The sequence below is a fragment of the Streptomyces longwoodensis genome (assembly GCF_001514125.1).
Lineage (GTDB): Bacteria > Actinomycetota > Actinomycetes > Streptomycetales > Streptomycetaceae > Streptomyces > Streptomyces longwoodensis.
On the sequence record NZ_KQ948552.1, the window covers coordinates 481,918 to 497,932 of the forward strand.

Here is a 16,015-nt window from a genome sequence, read left to right on the forward strand (position 1 = left end):
TTACGACGTATACGTACATCTTGACCCCAGGGTCCGCGTCGGTCAATCCGGGCGTCGCCGGACCGGGGCGGGCCGCAGGGAGGCGCACATGACCCTGGCCGAACCCGCGGACGTCCAGCGGCTGTTGGTCTGCCCGCGCTGTCACTCCGAGCTCGCCGGCGGGCCCGGTGGGCTTCGCTGCACCGCGCCGGAGTGCGCCGGCCGGGCACCCGGCGCCTACCCGGTGGCCGGGCGCTGGCCGGTGCTCGTCGACGTCGAGGACACCGTGCTGGACCGGCGGTCGGTGGCGGCCGCCGCCGACCGCCTCACGCACCCCGCCACGCCCACCGGTCCGCGCCCCGCCGCCGCCCGGCGCCACCGTGTCCCCGCCGTCCGGGCCCGCCGCTCTCCGGCCGGCCGTGCCACCGGACTGCCGCGCGCCGGGCGGGCCGACGCCCTGCCCGCTCCCCTGCGCCGTCTGGTCAAGCCGCCCAACCGGGTGGCCGCCCGCAACGTCGACCTGCTGCTGCGCGCCCTGCCGGGGCCCGCGCCGCGCCTGCTCGTGGTCGGCGGGGCCACCGTCGGCAACGGCGTGTCGGCCGTGTACCGGGACCCCCGGGTGCGGGTCGTCGCCTTCGACCTCGCGCCCAGCCCGGTCACCCAGTTCGTCGCGGACGCCCACCGCATCCCGCTGCCGACGGGCAGCGTCGACGCGGTCCTGGTCCAGGCCGTACTGGAACACGTGCTGGACCCGCCCCGGGTCGTCGCCGAGATCCACCGGGTGCTGCGCGACGGCGGGCTGGTCTACGCGGAGACTCCGTTCCTGCAGCAAGTGCACGCCGGCGCCCACGACTTCACCCGCTTCACGGCGAGCGGCCACCGCTGGCTCTTCCGCCGCTTCGAGGAACTGGCGGCGGGGGCCGTGGCCGGCCCGGGGACCCAGCTGCTGTGGAGCGTCGACCACGCGGTCCGCGGGGTCACCCGTTCCGCGCTCGCCGGCCGCGCCGCCCGCGGCCTGCTGTGCTGGCTGCCCGCCCTGGACCGCGCGGTACCCGCCGCCTACGCCGAGGACGACGCGTCGGCGGTGTACTTCCTCGGTCGCAGGCGGGACGGGGGCATGTCGGCGCGGGAGGCGGTGGCCTACTACCGGGGGGCCCAGCGGGGCGGTTGAGGGCGGCCGCCCGCCGCCCGGGGAAGGCTCCCGGCGACCGGGCGGGGTCCCGTCACCGCGCCGTCACCGCGGGCGTCCGCTCCGCGCGGACCATGGCGGCCAGGCCCTCCCGGATGCCGGTGGCGGGGCGGTAGCCGAAGGCGGCGCGGGCGAGGCCGATGTCGGCCGCGGTGCGCCGGGCGTCCCCGGGGCGCGGCGGGCCGGGCACCAGCCGCACCGGGGCGGCCAGCCGGCCGACCAGCTCGACGACCTGACCGAGCGTCACCTCGCTGCCGCCGCCCAGGTTGGCCACGCCCGTCCAGGACGACAGCGCCGCGGCGCGCATCGCGGTCACCACGTCGCCCACGTAGGTGAAGTCCCGGCTCTGGCCGCCGTCGCCGTACAACGGGAACGGCCGGCCCGTGCAGGCGGCGGCGACCAGCCGGGCGAAGGCCATGTCGGGCCGCTGCCCGGGCCCGTAGACGCTGAACAGCCGCAGCGAGACGACGGGCACGCCGAACACCGTGCGGTACGTCTCGCACAGGTGCTCCGCCGCCAGCTTGGTCACGCCGTACGGCGACACCGGGCGCGGGCGCACGTCCTCCGGGGTCGGGTACGTCTCCGCGTCCCCGTAGACGGACGAGCTGGAGGCGAAGACCAGCCGGGGCAGGCGGACGTCCCGCGCGGCCTCCAGGACGCGCTGCGTGGCCAGGACGTTGCGGCGCAGGTACACCGCGAACTCCTCGCCCCAGGAGCCGCGCACACCGGGCTGCCCGGCGAGGTGGTAGACCGCGTCGGCGTGCGCGAACAGCGGCTCCGGCGGCAGGTCGAGGAGGTCCCCGTGGAGGAACCGGAAGCCCTCCCGGCCGGCCAGCGCGGCGAGGTTGTGGCGCTTGCGCGCCGGGTCGTAGAAATCGGTGAGGGCGTCGACGCCGAGTACCTCGTCGCCCCGGGACAGCAGGTGGGCGCACAGGTGGGAGCCGATGAAGCCGGCGGCGCCCGTGACGACGGCGCGCATCAGGCACCGCCCCCTTCGCAGGCCCCCCGGTCGAACGGCGAGGCGAGCACGTACAGCACCGTGCGGCCGGTCAGGCGGAGCACCTCCCGGACGGTGGCCTCGTGCAGGAAGACGGCGTCCAGACCGGTGCGTTCGGGCACCTGCACGGTCAGGTAGTGGCGCTCCGGGTCGGCGCGGCCGTCCAGGTCGGCGGCGTACGCGCGCGAGCGCAGCTGGCACGGCCCGGTGAGCCCGGGGCGGTGGGCGAAGACCCAGCGGCAGGAGGGCGGGTAGCGGCCGGCCAGGCCGGGCACCTCGGGGCGCGGGCCGGCCAGCGTCATGTCGCCGCGCAGCACGTTCCACAGCTGGGGCAGCTCGTCCAGGCTCAGCCGGCGCAGCAGGCGTCCCACGGGGGTGACCCGGCCGTCATGACCGCCCGTCACCCCGGGTCCGGTGCTGCCGGTGCGCATGGTGCGGACCTTGTAGAGGGTGAACTCCCGTGCCCCCTCCCCGATCCGCCGCTGCCGGAACAGCACCGGCGGCCCGCTCCCGCACAGCACCAGCAGCACCACCAGGGCCAGGAGCGGGGCCAGCAGGAGGAGCAGGACCGCGGAGAGGGTCACGTCCAGCGCCCTGCGGGCCGGGGCGAGGGCGGCGGGGGTCATCGGCGGGAGGGGTGCGGGGGGCGGGTGCGGGACCGCCACCGGCGGGTTCGGCGCCGGGCCCGGCGGGGACGGGTTCCGCGGTGGGGTCCGGTGCGGCGGGGCGGGGGTGCCGCGGGAGCGGTCGGCGGTGCGCATGGCGGGGGTCCTTCGGGTCCGGGGGCGGGGAGGGCGCTGGGGGCGGGGCTGGCGCGGAGGGCGTGGTCCGCGGCGGGGAGGGGGCGGTCGGGGGCGCGCAGGGCGGGGTCGCGGGTGCGGGGGGCGTGCGGACGGGGCCGTCGGTGCGGGCCCGGGCGAGGGTGGCCAGGAGCCGGCGCAGGTACCCGCCGTAGCCGACGAGGACGTCCCGGACACCGCCCGGGTCGGCGTGCAGCGCGGCGCGGGCGAGGCGGGCGGCGAGTTCGACGGTGAGCGTGAGCAGCACCAGCAGCCGGGCGTGGCCGCGGGGCCAGTGCCGGACGGCGTACCGGGTGCGGCTGCACAGGGAGTGGCGCAGGCGTGCGCCGCCCAGTTGGCGGGAGCTGACCTGGCCGACGTGGTGGACCAGGGCGGGGCGCAGGTGGTAGCTGCGCAGACCCGCGTCACGGGCCCGGCGGGCGAGGTCGGTCTCCTCGAAGTACAGGAAGTAGCCCTCGTCGAAGCCGCCCAGCCGCTCGAACAGGCCGCGGCGCAGCAGGAAGAAGGCGCCGATCACCTGGTCGACCGGTCCGGAGCCGGTGGTCTCGGCCGGGGTCAGGTGGTGGGGCGGGAACCGGCCGGGCGCCAGGCGGTCCAGGCCGGTCGCCTTGCCGGCGAAGGTGCGCAGCGTCGGGAAGCGCGAGCAGGAGATCGCGGGGCGTCCCCCGGCGTCGACCATGTGGCCGCCCAGGATGCCGACGCCGCGGGCGGCGGGGCTGCCGAGGAAGCCGGCGACGGCGCGCAGGGTGCCGGGGTACAGCTCGGTGTCCGGGTTGAGGAACAGCAGCAGGTCGCTGTCGCCGTGCCGGGCGCCCTGGTTGCAGGCGGCGGCGAAGCCGCGGTTGTCCGCGTTGCGCACGACGTGCAGGGGGATGCCGGGGGCGGCGAGGCGGTCCAGGGAGTCGTCGGTGGAGGCGTTGTCGACGACGACGATCCGGGCGACGCGCAGCCGCGAGCGGTCGGCGGCGGCGAGGGAGCGCAGGCACGCGCGCAGGTGCGGTCCGGTGTTCCAGTTGACGACGACCACGTCGACGGCGGGGAGGGCGGGATCGGTGGGAACGGCCGGAGCCGTGGGGACGGCAGGATCCGTGGGGACGACGGGATCGGTGGGGACCGCGGGCCCGCTCATCGCGTCCGCCCCCGTCCGGCGGGTTCGGGCGCGGGGCGCCCGGCGGGCGCGCGCGCCCCGGTGTCCAGTTCGAGCGCCGCCGTCCAGGCCGGCAGCCACGCGTCGTAGCTGTACGCGCGGGCCGTGGTCGCGCGGGCGGCGCGGCCGGTCCGGGCGCGGGTGTCCGGGTGGGCGCCGAGGAGGCCCAGCACGGCGTCGGTCCACTCGTCGGGGGTGCGGGGCGCGGGCATCCCGAAGCGGGTGAGCAGCTCGGCGTTGACGCCGGTCGGACTGGCGACGGCGGGCAGTCCGGCGGCGGCGTACTGGAGCAGCTTGTAGCCGCACTTGCCGCGGCTGTAGGGGGTGTCGGGCAAGGGCATGAGACCGACGTCCATCCCGGCCAGGGCGGTGCGCTGGGCCGCCGTGCTCCAGGGGACGCGGTCGACGATCGCCTCCAGGGCGCCCAGGGTGGGCGTGGTGGTGCCGACGAGGGTGAGGCGGGCGCCGGTGCGGCGGTGCACCTCGGTCAGGGCGGCGGCGACCGGCAGCAGGTACGCCTCGTTGCCGCGCGAGCCGATCCAGCCGAGGCGGGGCGGATCGTGCAGTGCGTAGCGGGACTTGGGTGTGTAGTCCGCGAGGTCGACGCAGCTCGGGACGACCACCACGTCCCGCTGGTGGGATGCGGCCCAGTCGGCGAGGACGGCGTTGCCGGCGACGACCCGGTCGGCGCGCCGGACGGCCAGGCGGGCCTTGGCGGACTTGGGCGCGAGCCGGCGCAGCGCGCCGCCCTCGCCGTGGTCCCACATCAGGGCGTCGTCGAAGTCGTACACGGCGAACTCGGCGCCGGCCAGCAGCCGTTCCTCCCACCAGCCGCGGCTGAGCGGCGAGGCCTCGCGGTGCAGCAGCAGGCGCCGGGGGCGGGACCGGGCGAGGGCCGCGAGCCGGGCCTCGGCGCGGGCCACGGCCAGCGGGTGGCGGGCCAGCCGGGCGGGCGAGGCGTCCGGCTGCGAGAGGTAGCTGCCGACGGTGAACTCGGCGTCCACCCGGTCCAGCCAGCCGAAGACCCGCACCCGGGAGCTGCCCGCTCCCCGGCCGTAGGGGGTGACGGCGCAGCGTTCGACGGGAGCGGCGGGGTGACGGTCCATGGTGCGGCCCCTCGTGAGCTTCGTGGGGGCGTGCGCGCGGGGCCCGGACCTCGGGGGTGCGCGCACGGGACGTCCCGCCGCTCCCCGCTCCTGCCCGGAATGCCCCGTGCGAGCTGATGGCGTATGTTTACAACGTAAATCCAGGAAACCCACAGTGCGCCCCCGGCCGGACGACGTCAAGAGCACCCGGAACGGCCGCGGACGGAGGGAGTCCCATGGATGCCCACGACTACGCCACCGCCCTGCGCCGCCGCTGGCGGTCCGTCCTCGCGTGCGTGCTGCTCGGTGTCGCCGGGGCCCTGTTGGCCACGGCGCTGATGCCGCGCACCTACACGGCCACCGCCCAGCTCTTCGTCAGCACCGGCGACACCCGCAGCGACACCGCCTACCAGGGCGGCCTGTTCACCGAGGAGCGGGTGAAGTCCTACACCCGGGTGGTCACCAGCCCCGCCGTTCTCAACGGCGTCATAGACACGCTCCGCCTGGACACGACGCCCGGCCGGCTCGCCGGCCACATCAGCGCCCAGGCACCGCTCGACACCACCCTGGTCGACATCAGCGTGACCGACCCGTCCGCCGCCCGCGCCCAGGCCGTCGCCGACGCCACGGCCGTCCAGCTGACCCGGTACATCACCACCATCGAGGGCGCCAGGGGCAACCCGCTGGTCAAGGCCAGCGTCGTCAAGGGCAGCGAGCCGCCGACGACGCCGTCCAGCCCGCGCCCCGAGGTGAACCTGGCGATCGGGCTGTTCGCCGGTGTCGTGGCGGGCGTCGGCGGCGCGGTCCTGCGCCACGCCACCGACACCGTGCTGCGCACCGCCGAGGAGGTCACCGAGCGGCTCGGCCCGGGCGTGCTCGGCGCCGTCCCGCCGCCGCGCCGGCGCCGGCTGCGCGCCGGTCCTCCGGCCGGGACCACCCGGCGGGCGGAGGCCCTGAGCCTGCTGCGCACCCGGCTGCGCTTCGGCGTCCCGGACGGCCCGCCGCACACCCTGCTGGTGGCCGGGCCGCGGCGCGGCGAGGGCCGGACCCGCACCGTGCTCGACCTGGCGGGCAGCGTGGCCCGCACCGGCCTGCGCGTCGTCGTGGTGGAGGCCGACCTGCGCCGTCCGCGCATCGCCGCCGAGTGGGGCCTGGCCCGCGCGCCCGGACTCACCGACGTCCTCACCGGCGAGGTGCCCGTGCAGCGCTCGCTGCGCAGCGTGGGCGACCCGCCGGTCCGGGTCCTGACGGCGGGCCGCTCCTCCGCCGACCCGGCCACGCTGCTGTCCTCCCCCGCCCTGCCGCGGCTGCTGCGCACCCTGGCCGCCGACGCGGACCTCGTCCTCGTCGACAGCCCGCCGCTGCTGTCGTACGCCGACGCGGCGGCGCTGGCCCCGGCGGTGGAGGGCGTGCTGTTCGTCGTACGGGCCGGGCGGACCCGGCAGGGCGAGGCGCGGCGTGCGCTGGACACGCTCGCCGCGGTGCACGCGCGCGTGCTCGGTGCCGTCCTCACCGGGACCCGGGCCGGACGGCTCGCCGACTGGCGGCCACCGCGGGACGAGGAGCCGTCGCCACCACGGGACGAGCCGTCGCCACCGCGGGACGAGGAGCCCTCGCCCGCCCGTCGGCGCCCGGATCGCGCCGGGCCCCCGCCCCCCGCCGACCCGGAGCACTCCGTGTCCCTCCCCGCCCGGCACGGCGCCGGGGCCGCGGGGCACGAGGACCGGGCCGCGGCCGGGCCGCGCCGGGACTAGGGGGGAGGACCCGCGATGGTCTCCGGGCAGTCCGGCGTGGTCCTGGGCCTCGGTGTGCTGGCGCTGCTGTCGGTCGGGCCGTTGGTGGTGGCGCTGCGGCGGGCGCGCGCCCACGGCGACTGGGACCTGAGCGCGTCCCTGGTGTGCGCCACGGGCCTGCTGGCCTCGCTGCCGTCGGTCGTGTACATCCTGCGCGGAGGCCGCCAGGAGCAGGTCGACGCGTTCGGTGACGTGGAGATCGGCTTCCCGGGCTGGGTCGACCGGGTCGGCACCCTCGCCAACGGGCTGCTGCTCGTGGTGTGCGTCGCGTTCGTGGCGCACCGCCTCCTGCTGCGTCGCCTGCGGGTGCTCCTCGCGCCCCTGCTGGCGTGCGCGCTGGTCGTGGTGCTCGCCCTGTCCGACGGGCTGCACGGCCAGCCGTTCCTCGTGCCGCGCCAGCTGGTGCTGATCGCGGTGCTGTGCGCGGCCGCGGTGGCCCGGCCCGGGCGGCCGGCGTTCGTCGGGGCGGCGGCCGCCGTGCTGCTGTTCTCGGTGCTCAGCGGCGCCGAGGCGCTGCTGTCCCCGGCGGCGGTGCTGCGGCCGTGCCGGCCCGACAATCCGTGCGGGCTGCTCGGCATCCACTACGCCGGCGTCTTCACCAACGAGAACATCCTCAGCCTGGTCCTCGTGCTGGGCATGCCGTTCGTGTGGCTGGGGCTGCGCGGCGGGGTGCGCGTCCTGCTGGTCTGCTACCTCGCGTTCCTGGCCGTGGTCACCGGCAGCCGGCTGGCCGGGGTCGCCGCGCTGGCGACGCTGGCCCTGCTGGTGCTGCTGCGTCCGCGGCTCGACGGCGCCGCCACCCGGCCGGCCGCCTGGCGGACGCTGCTGGCGCTTCCGCTGCTCGCCGCGACGGCGCTGGTGGGGCTGGTGCTGCCCTTCCACCACCCCGGGCCGGCCCGGCTCGGGGACCGCGCCGTCATCTGGGACATGGCCCGCGCGGAACTGTCCCGGTCGCCGCTGACCGGCCTGGGCGGCACGGCCTGGTCGGCGAAGTACCCGGCCGGTGAGATCCCGGCGGCGGTGTCCCCGTCGCTGCACAACCAGTGGATCGACGTGCTGTTCGCGGGAGGCCTGCTGGGGCTCGCGCTGTTCGTGCTCCTGCTGCTGTACCTGGCGCTGCGCGGCGGGGTGACCGGGCTGCCCGTGGCCGCGTGCGTGCTGCTGCCGGTGCTCATCTGCTCGGTGCTGGAGCGGCCCTGGTCGTTCGGCATCAGCAACTCGCTCACGTTCCTGCTCGTCGCGGCGGTGCTGCTGCCGGTCCCGGCTCCTCGAGCAGCCGCCGCAATGGCTCCAGCGTCCGGTGCCAGTCGAGCCGCCGCGCCTGCGCGTACGCCTCGTCCGCGGCCCGCTGCCACCGCCCGGGGTCGCTGAGCCCGGCGACGACGTCGCCGAAGGTGTCCTCGGTGTAGGGGACCGAGCCACGCAGCAGGTCGAGGTGGCGCCGCCAGGCGGGCACCAGGACGGGCAGGCCCTGCTCCAGGTAGTGCAGGTGCTTGGCGGAGAAGCCCTCCTGGCGCAGCAGGTCGCGGGTGCAGGTGATCAGCCCGAACTGGTAGTCGGCCAGCACCTCGGGTGAGGCGTAGCCGCGGTGGTTGATGCCGAGGGCCGGGTCGGGCGGGGGGCCGCCGTAGACGTCGAGGAAGGGGAAGCGGCGGCTCAGCCGGGCGAGCAGGGGCAGGTCGATGAACCGGGAGCTGAGCGAGCCGAGGTAGGCGACCCGGGGCGGGTCGGCGAACCGGGCCCGCCGCGGGGCGGGGGTGCACCCCCAGTTCAGCTGGACGACGTTGCGCCCGCTGATGCCGTACCGGTCCTGCGCGTAGCGGCCGTAGGACTCCCAGGAGAAGGACAGGTGGGGCACGTCCTCCAGGAAGCGGGTCTCCCAGGCGCGGAACCTGCGGTGCTGACGGGGTGTCAGGCGGCCTTCGTACCAGACCTCGTCGGCCCACGGGTTGGGGCAGTCGTAGAGGGTGTCGGCGGTCGTCGGCGTGGTGAGCACGCCCGCGTCGTACGGGGTCTCGCAGATCACCAGGTCGTAGTCGTCCAGGCCGAGGTCGTCCGCGAGGATGCGGCGGCGCAGCCGGTGGTCGGTGCGCAGCACGTGGTACGACAGGTGGCGGCGGCCGAACTCCCAGCGCCGGGTGAGGAGCCGGGAGGCGACGTCGTTGGCGTACAGCGCGAGCCGGGCGGGGCGGGCGGAGCCGGGCAGCATCCGGCCGAGCGAGCCGGGGGCGGAGGAGGCGCGGGCCAGGCAGTTGGTGTCCACCAGCCGCACGTGGTGGCCGCGTTCGCGCAGGAACCGCTGGATGGCCAGGGGCTTGACGCTGTTGGCGAACCCGTCGAGCTGGGCCACCACCAGGACCCGGCGGGGACGCGCGGCGCGCGGTGGCACCCCGTCGGTGCCGGTGTCGGCGCCCGTCACGAGGTCCGGGTCGGGAGCGGGGTGGGCGACGGGGGTCGTACCGCGGGCGGGGTTCATACGGGTTCCTCCTTCGGCCCCCCGGTCAGGGGCTGGGCGAGCAGCGCGGCCGCTACGGCGAGGCCGGCGAGGACCGGCAGGGCGGCCAGCAGCAGCGGCAGCACCCCGTGCCGGCCCAGGCACAGCACGAGCAGGTCCCCCGCGACGGCCACGGCCGTGGCAAGGGCGGTCGCGGGCAGCCAGCGCGCGGGCAGCGGCCGGTCGCGCAGGCCGGCGCTGCGGCGGCACAGGACGACGAAGTACAGCGAGCCCACCGTGACGCCCACGGCGGTGGCCAGGACCACCCCGACCACCCCGAGGGCCAGCGCCAGCGGCACGGTGAGCGCCAGGTTCACGACGGTCGCGCACCACGAGTAGCGCGTCTCGTGGCCCGGCCTGCCGACGGCCCGCACGAAGCAGGTACGGACGCCGGTGAGGGCGACCTGGACGGTGTACCCGGCCATCAGCACGGCGGCGACGGCCCCGGCGAGGGCCAGTTCGGGCCCGAGCCAGGCCCGTACGGCGAGCCCCACGGCGGCCGTGGTGACCACGCCGTAGGTGAGCACGGCCGGCCGCCAGCGCGCCTCCAGCAGGTGGAACTCCCGTACGGCGCCCGCCAGTCCGTCGCGGGCGAAGACGTGCGTCACCCGGGTGAGCATCGGCGGGACGGCGAACAGCGGGAGGCTGCGCAGCCCCATCGCCGCCTGGTAGCCGGCCGCGTAGACGCCGACGTAGCGCACCGGCAGCAGCGCGGCGACGACCAGGGCGTCGATCTCGCCGTTCAGGAAGACGGTGAAACCCGACAGCTGCATGCGCAGGGCGTACCCGCCGAACTCGCGGCGTTCCGCGCGCGGGGGCCACAGCGGCCGGCGCAGCCTGAGGTGCCGCGCCCCGGCGGCCAGTCCGCCGACCGTCATGAGCAGGTAGCGCCCGGCGGTGAGCAGCGCGAGCAGCGTGAGGTCGCCGCCGTCGCGCACGAGGGCGGTGACGGCGACGGCGTAGGTCAGGCAGGAGCCGCCGCTGACCGCCGCGAGGGTGCGGAACCGGCCGTGCGCCTGGAGCAGCGCGGACGCCGAGCTGGACGCCAGGGCCAGGGTGAGCAGCGGGCCGAGGACGACCAGCAGCCGCTGCGCCTCCGGGCGCAGGCCGGGCGGCAGGTGCACGGCGGCGACGAGGGCGGGGCCGAGCAGCACGCACAGGCCGGTGACGAGGGCGCCGAGGCAGACGAACACGGCCAGGGAGGCCAGCACCAGCCGGCCGGCGCCGTCCCGGTCCCCGCGCGCCGCGCGGTGGGCGTGGAAGCGGGCCAGGGAGGCGCCGACGCCGCCGTCCAGCACGGTCAGCGTGGCGAGCAGCACCAGGACCAGCGACCACACGCCGAACCGGTCGAGACCGAGGTGGGCGACGAGGTAGGGCGTCAGCACCAGGTTCGTCACCTGCGGCGCGGCCTGGGCCGCCGCGCTGAAGCCGACGGCAGGCAGCAACCGGCCTGCGGCCGGGGCGGCGGGGGCGGCCGCGGGCCCCTGGCGGTGCGGGGTGCGCACGGCTCACCTCCCGGTGCCGGGCGCGTGCCCCGTCTCCACCGCGTGCCACTCGCCGCGCAGCCGCCCCCGGTCCAGGATCAGTGCGTACTGCCCGTGGATCATCTGCGACCGGACGATCGGCGCGGTGTCGAAGACGGCGTGGGCGGTGTCCAGGCGGCGCAGGCCCAGGACCAGGCCGAGCAGGTCGGCGTCGGTCAGGTGGTCGTCGACGCTGAGGGTGCCGGTGATCGCGTCGATCGTGCGGGCGGTGCCGATCGGGTTCCTCAGGCCGGACCGTTCCTCGATCCGTCCCACCAGCGAGCGCAGGTACTCCTGCTGCCGCTCGATGCGGTCCAGTTCACCGCCGGGCAGTCCGTGCCGCTGGCGCACGTACGCCAGGGCCTCGGTGCCGTCCATGAGGTGGGTGCCCGCGGTGAAGCCGTGGTGCTGCTCGGGGTCGTAGGTGTCGGCGGCGACGGTCACGGGAACGCCGCCGACGGTGTCGGTGAGCCGGCGGAAACCGGACCAGTCGATGATGCCGAAGTGGTCGACACGGGTGCCGGTGAGCTGTTCGACGGTCTGCACGAGCAGCGCCGGACCGCCCCAGGAGAACGCGGCGTTGACCTTCGCGGAGCCGTGGCCCGGGATGGGCACCCAGCTGTCGCGCGGGATGGACAGGGTGAACGCGTCGCGCCCGTCGGCGTCCAGGTGGACCAGCATGAGGGTGTCGCTGCGCTGCGCGCCGACGCGCCACAGCGGCGCGGTGGCGTCGTTGCCGGTGGTGGGGCGGCGCGAGCGGCTGTCCACGCCGGCCAGCAGGAACGTCGTCCCGCCGTCGTGGCCGGGCGGCACGGGCGGGCGCACGCCGGTCGGGAAGGCGTCCGGGATGCGGGCGACCTGCCCGCCGTAGTGCTCGGTGCCCCACCACACGGCCCCGGCGGCCACGCCGACGGCGGCGAGCACCCCGACCAGGCCGAGGACGACGAGCCGCCGCACGAGCCGGGCACGGGAGCCGGGGACGGGGGGTCTGGGGGGCCAGCCGCGCCAGGGCGTGGGCGGCGTGGGCGGCGAAGGGGCTCCGTGGGGATCGGGGTGTGCGGGGTCCGGCGCGGGCCCGGAGTCGGGGTCCGGCGCGGGCCCGCAGTCCTGGACACGGTCGGGGTGCGCGGGCTCGTCGGCCGGTCCGGGGTGCGTCGGGGCCGCGCACATCAGAAGTCGTCCGGGTAGGGGGCCGTGAGCGCGGCCCGGGGCGGGAGGCCCGACGGCGCGGCCGGGAAGCCGGGCAGCAGCGCGGCGAGGGCGCGGCGCACGCCGTCCCCGTCGTTGTCCTCGGCCGTCGCGTAGAGGCCGGACAGGTGCGGGCCGAAGGCGGGTTCGTGGTCCGCGGGGATCGCGGCGAGGATGCGCGGGTGCGCGGTCGGGGTGTGCCGCTCGTCGGCCGAGAACAGGGTCTCGTTGAGCTTCTCGCCCGGGCGCAGGCCGGTGAAGCGGATGTCGACGTCGGGGACGTGCACGGAGCGGGCGTACTCCCGCACCAGGTCCACGATCCGCACCGGCCGGTTCATGTCGAGCACGAACACCTCGCCGCCGCGCGCCATCCGGGCCGCCTCCAGGACCAGCCCCACGGCCTCCTCGACGGTCATGAAGTACCGGGTGACGTCGGGGTGGGTCACCGTCACCGGGTCGCCGCTGCCGAGCTGCTGGGCGACGACCGACAGCAGGGAGCCGCGGCTGCCCAGGACGTTGCCGAAGCGCACGGCGGTGAACACGGTGCCCGCGGGCGCGGTGTCCTGGGCGGCGCCGACGACGCGTTCGGCCAGCCGCTTGGTCGCGCCGAGCACCGAGACGGGGTCGGCCGCCTTGTCGGTGGAGATCAGCACGAACCGCCGGGTGCCGGTGGTGGCCGCCGCGCGCACCAGGTTCTCGGTGCCGCGCACGTTGGACTTCACGCCTTCGCAGGGGTGGAGTTCGAGCAGCGGCAGGTGCTTGTGCGCGGCCGCGTGGAAGACCACCTCGGGGCGCAAGTCCCGGAAGACCTGGTCGATGCGGGGGCGGTCGCGGATGTCGGAGATGACGATGTCGTCGCCGCGCAGGGCGTCGCCGTACAGCTCCAGTTGCAGCCGGTGCAGGTTCGACTCGTCGTGGTCGAGCAGGATGAGTCGACTGGGCCCGAACGCCCGCAGCTGGTGGCAGAGTTCGCTGCCGATGGAGCCGCCCGCGCCGGTCACCAGGACCCGCCGGCCGGCGATCACGGCCCGCGCCTCGGGCCCCACGACGTGCATCTCGGGACGGCCGATCAGCGCCCGTACGTCCAGTTCGCACATGTCGCCGCCGACGACGTCCCGGCGCAGGGCGGCGATGAACGACGGCAGGTAGCGCACGCTGGCCCCGGCGGCCTCCGCGGCCCGGGCGACCCGCCGGAAGCGGTCCGGGTCGAGACCGGGGATCGCCACGACGACGGCCTCGACGCGGTGCGCGAGCACCGCCGCCCGTACGGCGCCCAGGTCGCCCAGCACGGGCAGGTCGCCGACGCGGCCGGCGCGGTGCTTGTCCGGGTCGTCGTCCAGGAAGCCGACGGGGCGCAGACCGTAGGCGGGGGTGCGGGCCAGGTCCCGGGCGAGCGCCCGCCCGGCCTCACCGGCCCCGACGACGAGGGTGCGCAGGCCGGGGTGCGGGGTGGGGGGCGGGAGCGGTCGGTCGGCGGACCGGTCGTCCGCAGCGGCGGGGACGGTCCCGGGGCTCCCGCCGGTCACTGCGCTCCCCGCGGTCCCGGTACTCCCGGCGGCCGCGCCGCCCCCGCGGGCGTGCTCCGCCAGCGCGCCGCACACCCGGTCGACCGCCGCCTCGGCCAGGTCCGGGTACAGCGGCAGGGACAGCAGCTGCGGGAAGAGCGCGTCGGTGCCGGGCAGCCCGCCGGGCGGGGCGGTGAGCAGGTCGCGGAAGTACGGCAGGTGGTGCGGGGGCACGAAGTGGACCGACGTGCCGATGCCGTCGCGGGCCAGCAGGTCCACCAGGTCGTCGCGGGAGGTGCCGTAGGCGTCCAGGACCCGCACCACGTACAGGTGGTGGGCGTGGCGGCCCGCGGCGGCGGGCTCCAGCGGGACGATGCCGGGCACCTCGGCGAGGGCGGCGGTGTAGCGGGCGGCCAGGGCGGCGCGCCGGGCCTGCCAGTGGTCGAAGTGGCGCAGCTGGGCACGGCCGACGGCGGCCTGGACGTCGGTCATGTTGGCCTTCAGCCCGGCCTCCTCGACCGTGTACCGCCAGCTGCCGCCCGGCTGGTGGCGGTGCCAGGCGTCGGCGGACATGCCGTGCAGCCGGGCCCGCCGGACGCGGTCGGCGAGGGAGGCGTCGTCGGTGGTGACCATGCCGCCCTCGCCGATGGGCAGGTTCTTGGTGGCGTAGAAGCTGAAGCAGGCGGCCCGGGACAGGTGTCCGACGGGGATGTCCCCGACGGTGGTGCCGAGGGCGTGGGCCGCGTCCTCGACGACGTGCGTCAGCGGCAGTCGCGCGGCACGCGCGTACTCCTCGACGGGGGCGGGGGCGCCCGCGTAGTGCAGGGCCGTCATGGCGCGCGGGCAGCCGCAGGAGCGGGCCGCACGGGAGACGGTGGCGGGGGTGGGCATCCCGGTGCGCGGGTCGACGTCGACCGGCACGGGCCGCAGTCCGGCGTGCAGCACCGCCTGCACCGCGCCGCAGAAGGTGAGGGCGGGCACGAGCACGGGCGCGCCGGCCGGCAGCCGCAGGGCGCGCAACGACAGCTCCAGCGCGGCCGTGCACGAGCTGACGGCGACCGCGTGCCGCGCGCCAACGTACGCGGCGAACTCCGTCTCGAACCGTTCCGTCTCGGGCCCGCCGGTCACCCACCCGGAGGCCAGCACCCGCCCGGCCGCGCGCCGGGCCTCGGGACTGATGCGGGTCACGGCGAAGGGGACGGCGACGGGGGCGGCGTCCCCCCGCTCCGCGGTGCGCGGGGCGCGGGGGGCGTCCGCGGGGGCCTGGCGGGTCGCCCGTTCCTGCCGGGGCCGCAGCCGGTGAATCGTCATGGGTGCTCCCCAGGGTCGACGTCCGCACCGACGCACCGCGTGGCGGCAGTGCGTCCATTTGGCGTATATATACGTCGTATACGTACACCTTGCGCCCCGGGGAACGTACAGTCAACCGCGCGGAGGCCGCGGGCCTCACCGGCAGGGAGGACGGGCACGGCATGGCGGAGCACGCGGACGGACCGGAGCACGTGGACGGACCCGAGCACGCGGACGGACCGCATCCGGGCCGCGGCGAGGGGCAGGACGGTGGCGGGACGGGACCCGCGCGGCGGGCGAGCGACCGGGGCCGTTACGGCCGGCTGAGCCGGGAGCGGGTGCTGGCCAGCGCGCTCGGCCTGGTGGACCGGGAGGGGCTGTCCGCGCTGAGCATGCGCCGCCTGGGCGCCGAGCTGGGCGTCGAGGCGATGGCCCTGTACCGGTACGCGGAGGGCAAGGACGCCCTGCTGGACGGCCTGGTCGAGGCACTGCACCTGGAGCTGGAGGAACGCCTGGCGGCCGGGGAGCCCCGCACCGGGCGCGCCGAACTGCACCGCATCGCCGGCACCTTCCACGACGTGTGCCTCGCGCACCCGCGCGCGGTGCCGCTGCTGGCCACGCGGATGCTGGCCGTGCCGCTGGCCCGCCGCCCCCTCGCCGTGCTGCGCTTGCACGAACGCGTCCTGGCGCTGCTCACCGCGGCGGGCCTGGACGAGGAGCGGACGGTCGCCGTGTTCGACGCGTACACCGCCTGGCTGCTGGGCTACGTCCTGGTGGAGCTGGGCGCGATGGTGGACAACCCCGAGGAGACCGACCCGGCCCTGCGCCTCGGGCTGCACCGGATGCCGCCCCGGGAGCTGCCCCTGCTGCGCTCGGCCGCCGCCGCCCTGGCCGACCCGGCCGGCCAGGAGGGTCTGGCGGCCGGCCTGGACGCCCTGCTGGACCGCTTCGCCACGCAGGGGCCGCGCCTGTGAGACCGCGGTGGGCCCCGGCGGCGCGGCCCCCGCCGCGCCGGCGGTCAGGCG

Annotated in this window: 10 protein-coding genes and 1 pseudogene; 4 read left to right on the plus strand and 7 right to left on the minus strand. The window is 76.9% G+C overall.

Annotated features, from left to right (window positions below):
- Positions 1-88: 88 nt before the first annotated feature.
- A complete protein-coding gene (locus AQJ30_RS14380) occupies positions 89-1,150 on the plus strand; it encodes a class I SAM-dependent methyltransferase (RefSeq protein WP_067233370.1) in 1,062 nt (353 codons plus the stop codon).
- Between the two features lie 52 nt (positions 1,151-1,202).
- Here the strand turns inward: AQJ30_RS14380 and AQJ30_RS14385 are convergent, their stop codons facing one another.
- The 4 genes and pseudogenes from AQJ30_RS14385 to AQJ30_RS14395 form a co-directional block, all read right to left on the minus strand.
- Complete coding sequence (locus AQJ30_RS14385) at positions 1,203-2,147, minus strand: NAD-dependent epimerase/dehydratase family protein (protein WP_211278982.1); 945 nt, start codon at positions 2,145-2,147, stop codon at positions 1,203-1,205.
- Entirely contained in the window at positions 2,147-2,926 is a 780-nt protein-coding gene (locus tag AQJ30_RS37880) for a sugar transferase (protein ID WP_107119578.1), read from the minus strand. The genes AQJ30_RS14385 and AQJ30_RS37880 overlap by 1 nt, the downstream gene beginning before the upstream one ends.
- 397 nt (positions 2,927-3,323) lie before the next feature.
- A pseudogene (locus tag AQJ30_RS39370) lies at positions 3,324-4,094 on the minus strand (glycosyltransferase family 2 protein); the annotation flags it as partial.
- Positions 4,091-5,218, minus strand: a complete 1,128-nt coding sequence (locus AQJ30_RS14395; protein ID WP_067233374.1) for a glycosyltransferase — start codon at positions 5,216-5,218, stop codon at positions 4,091-4,093. The pseudogene AQJ30_RS39370 and the gene AQJ30_RS14395, both read right to left, overlap by 4 nt.
- Before the next feature lie 215 nt (positions 5,219-5,433).
- Here AQJ30_RS14395 and AQJ30_RS14400 point away from each other — a divergent pair, with 215 nt between their 5' ends.
- Entirely contained in the window at positions 5,434-6,951 is a 1,518-nt protein-coding gene (locus AQJ30_RS14400; protein WP_067233375.1) for a tyrosine-protein kinase domain-containing protein, read from the plus strand.
- A gap of 15 nt (positions 6,952-6,966) precedes the next feature.
- Entirely contained in the window at positions 6,967-8,361 is a 1,395-nt protein-coding gene (locus AQJ30_RS14405) for an O-antigen ligase family protein (RefSeq protein WP_067233377.1), read from the plus strand.
- 1,101 nt (positions 8,362-9,462) lie between these two features.
- On the opposite strand, the gene AQJ30_RS14410 is transcribed toward AQJ30_RS14405, so the two are convergent.
- From AQJ30_RS14410 to AQJ30_RS39375, 3 genes are all read right to left on the minus strand, one after another.
- A complete protein-coding gene (locus AQJ30_RS14410) occupies positions 9,463-10,989 on the minus strand; it encodes a lipopolysaccharide biosynthesis protein (protein ID WP_067233378.1) in 1,527 nt (508 codons plus the stop codon).
- A 3-nt stretch (positions 10,990-10,992) separates the two neighbouring features.
- On the minus strand, positions 10,993-11,964 hold the full coding sequence (locus AQJ30_RS14415) for an LCP family protein (protein WP_067233602.1): 972 nt from the start codon (positions 11,962-11,964) through the stop codon (positions 10,993-10,995).
- Between the two features lie 212 nt (positions 11,965-12,176).
- Positions 12,177-15,011, minus strand: a complete 2,835-nt coding sequence (locus AQJ30_RS39375) for a DegT/DnrJ/EryC1/StrS family aminotransferase (RefSeq protein ID WP_245726920.1) — start codon at positions 15,009-15,011, stop codon at positions 12,177-12,179.
- A gap of 161 nt (positions 15,012-15,172) precedes the next feature.
- On the opposite strand from AQJ30_RS39375, the gene AQJ30_RS14430 reads away from it, so the two are divergent.
- Positions 15,173-15,964 (plus strand): TetR/AcrR family transcriptional regulator, encoded by a 792-nt coding sequence (locus AQJ30_RS14430; protein ID WP_079084031.1) that lies wholly within the window; start codon positions 15,173-15,175, stop codon positions 15,962-15,964.
- The last annotated feature ends 51 nt before the right edge of the window (positions 15,965-16,015 follow it).

Excerpts from the sequence above, each read along its gene's own strand:
- AQJ30_RS14380 (WP_067233370.1), top strand. The coding sequence starts at position 89 with ATGACCCTGGCCGAACCCGCGGACGTCCAGCGGCTGTTGGTCTGCCCG.
- AQJ30_RS14385 (WP_211278982.1), bottom strand. The coding sequence starts at position 2,147 with ATGCGCGCCGTCGTCACGGGCGCCGCCGGCTTCATCGGCTCCCACCTG.
- AQJ30_RS37880 (WP_107119578.1), bottom strand. The coding sequence starts at position 2,926 with ATGCGCACCGCCGACCGCTCCCGCGGCACCCCCGCCCCGCCGCACCGG.
- AQJ30_RS14395 (WP_067233374.1), bottom strand. The coding sequence starts at position 5,218 with ATGGACCGTCACCCCGCCGCTCCCGTCGAACGCTGCGCCGTCACCCCC.
- AQJ30_RS14400 (WP_067233375.1), top strand. The coding sequence starts at position 5,434 with ATGGATGCCCACGACTACGCCACCGCCCTGCGCCGCCGCTGGCGGTCC.
- AQJ30_RS14405 (WP_067233377.1), top strand. The coding sequence starts at position 6,967 with ATGGTCTCCGGGCAGTCCGGCGTGGTCCTGGGCCTCGGTGTGCTGGCG.
- AQJ30_RS39375 (WP_245726920.1), bottom strand. The coding sequence starts at position 15,011 with ATGACGATTCACCGGCTGCGGCCCCGGCAGGAACGGGCGACCCGCCAG.
- AQJ30_RS14430 (WP_079084031.1), top strand. The coding sequence starts at position 15,173 with ATGGCGGAGCACGCGGACGGACCGGAGCACGTGGACGGACCCGAGCAC.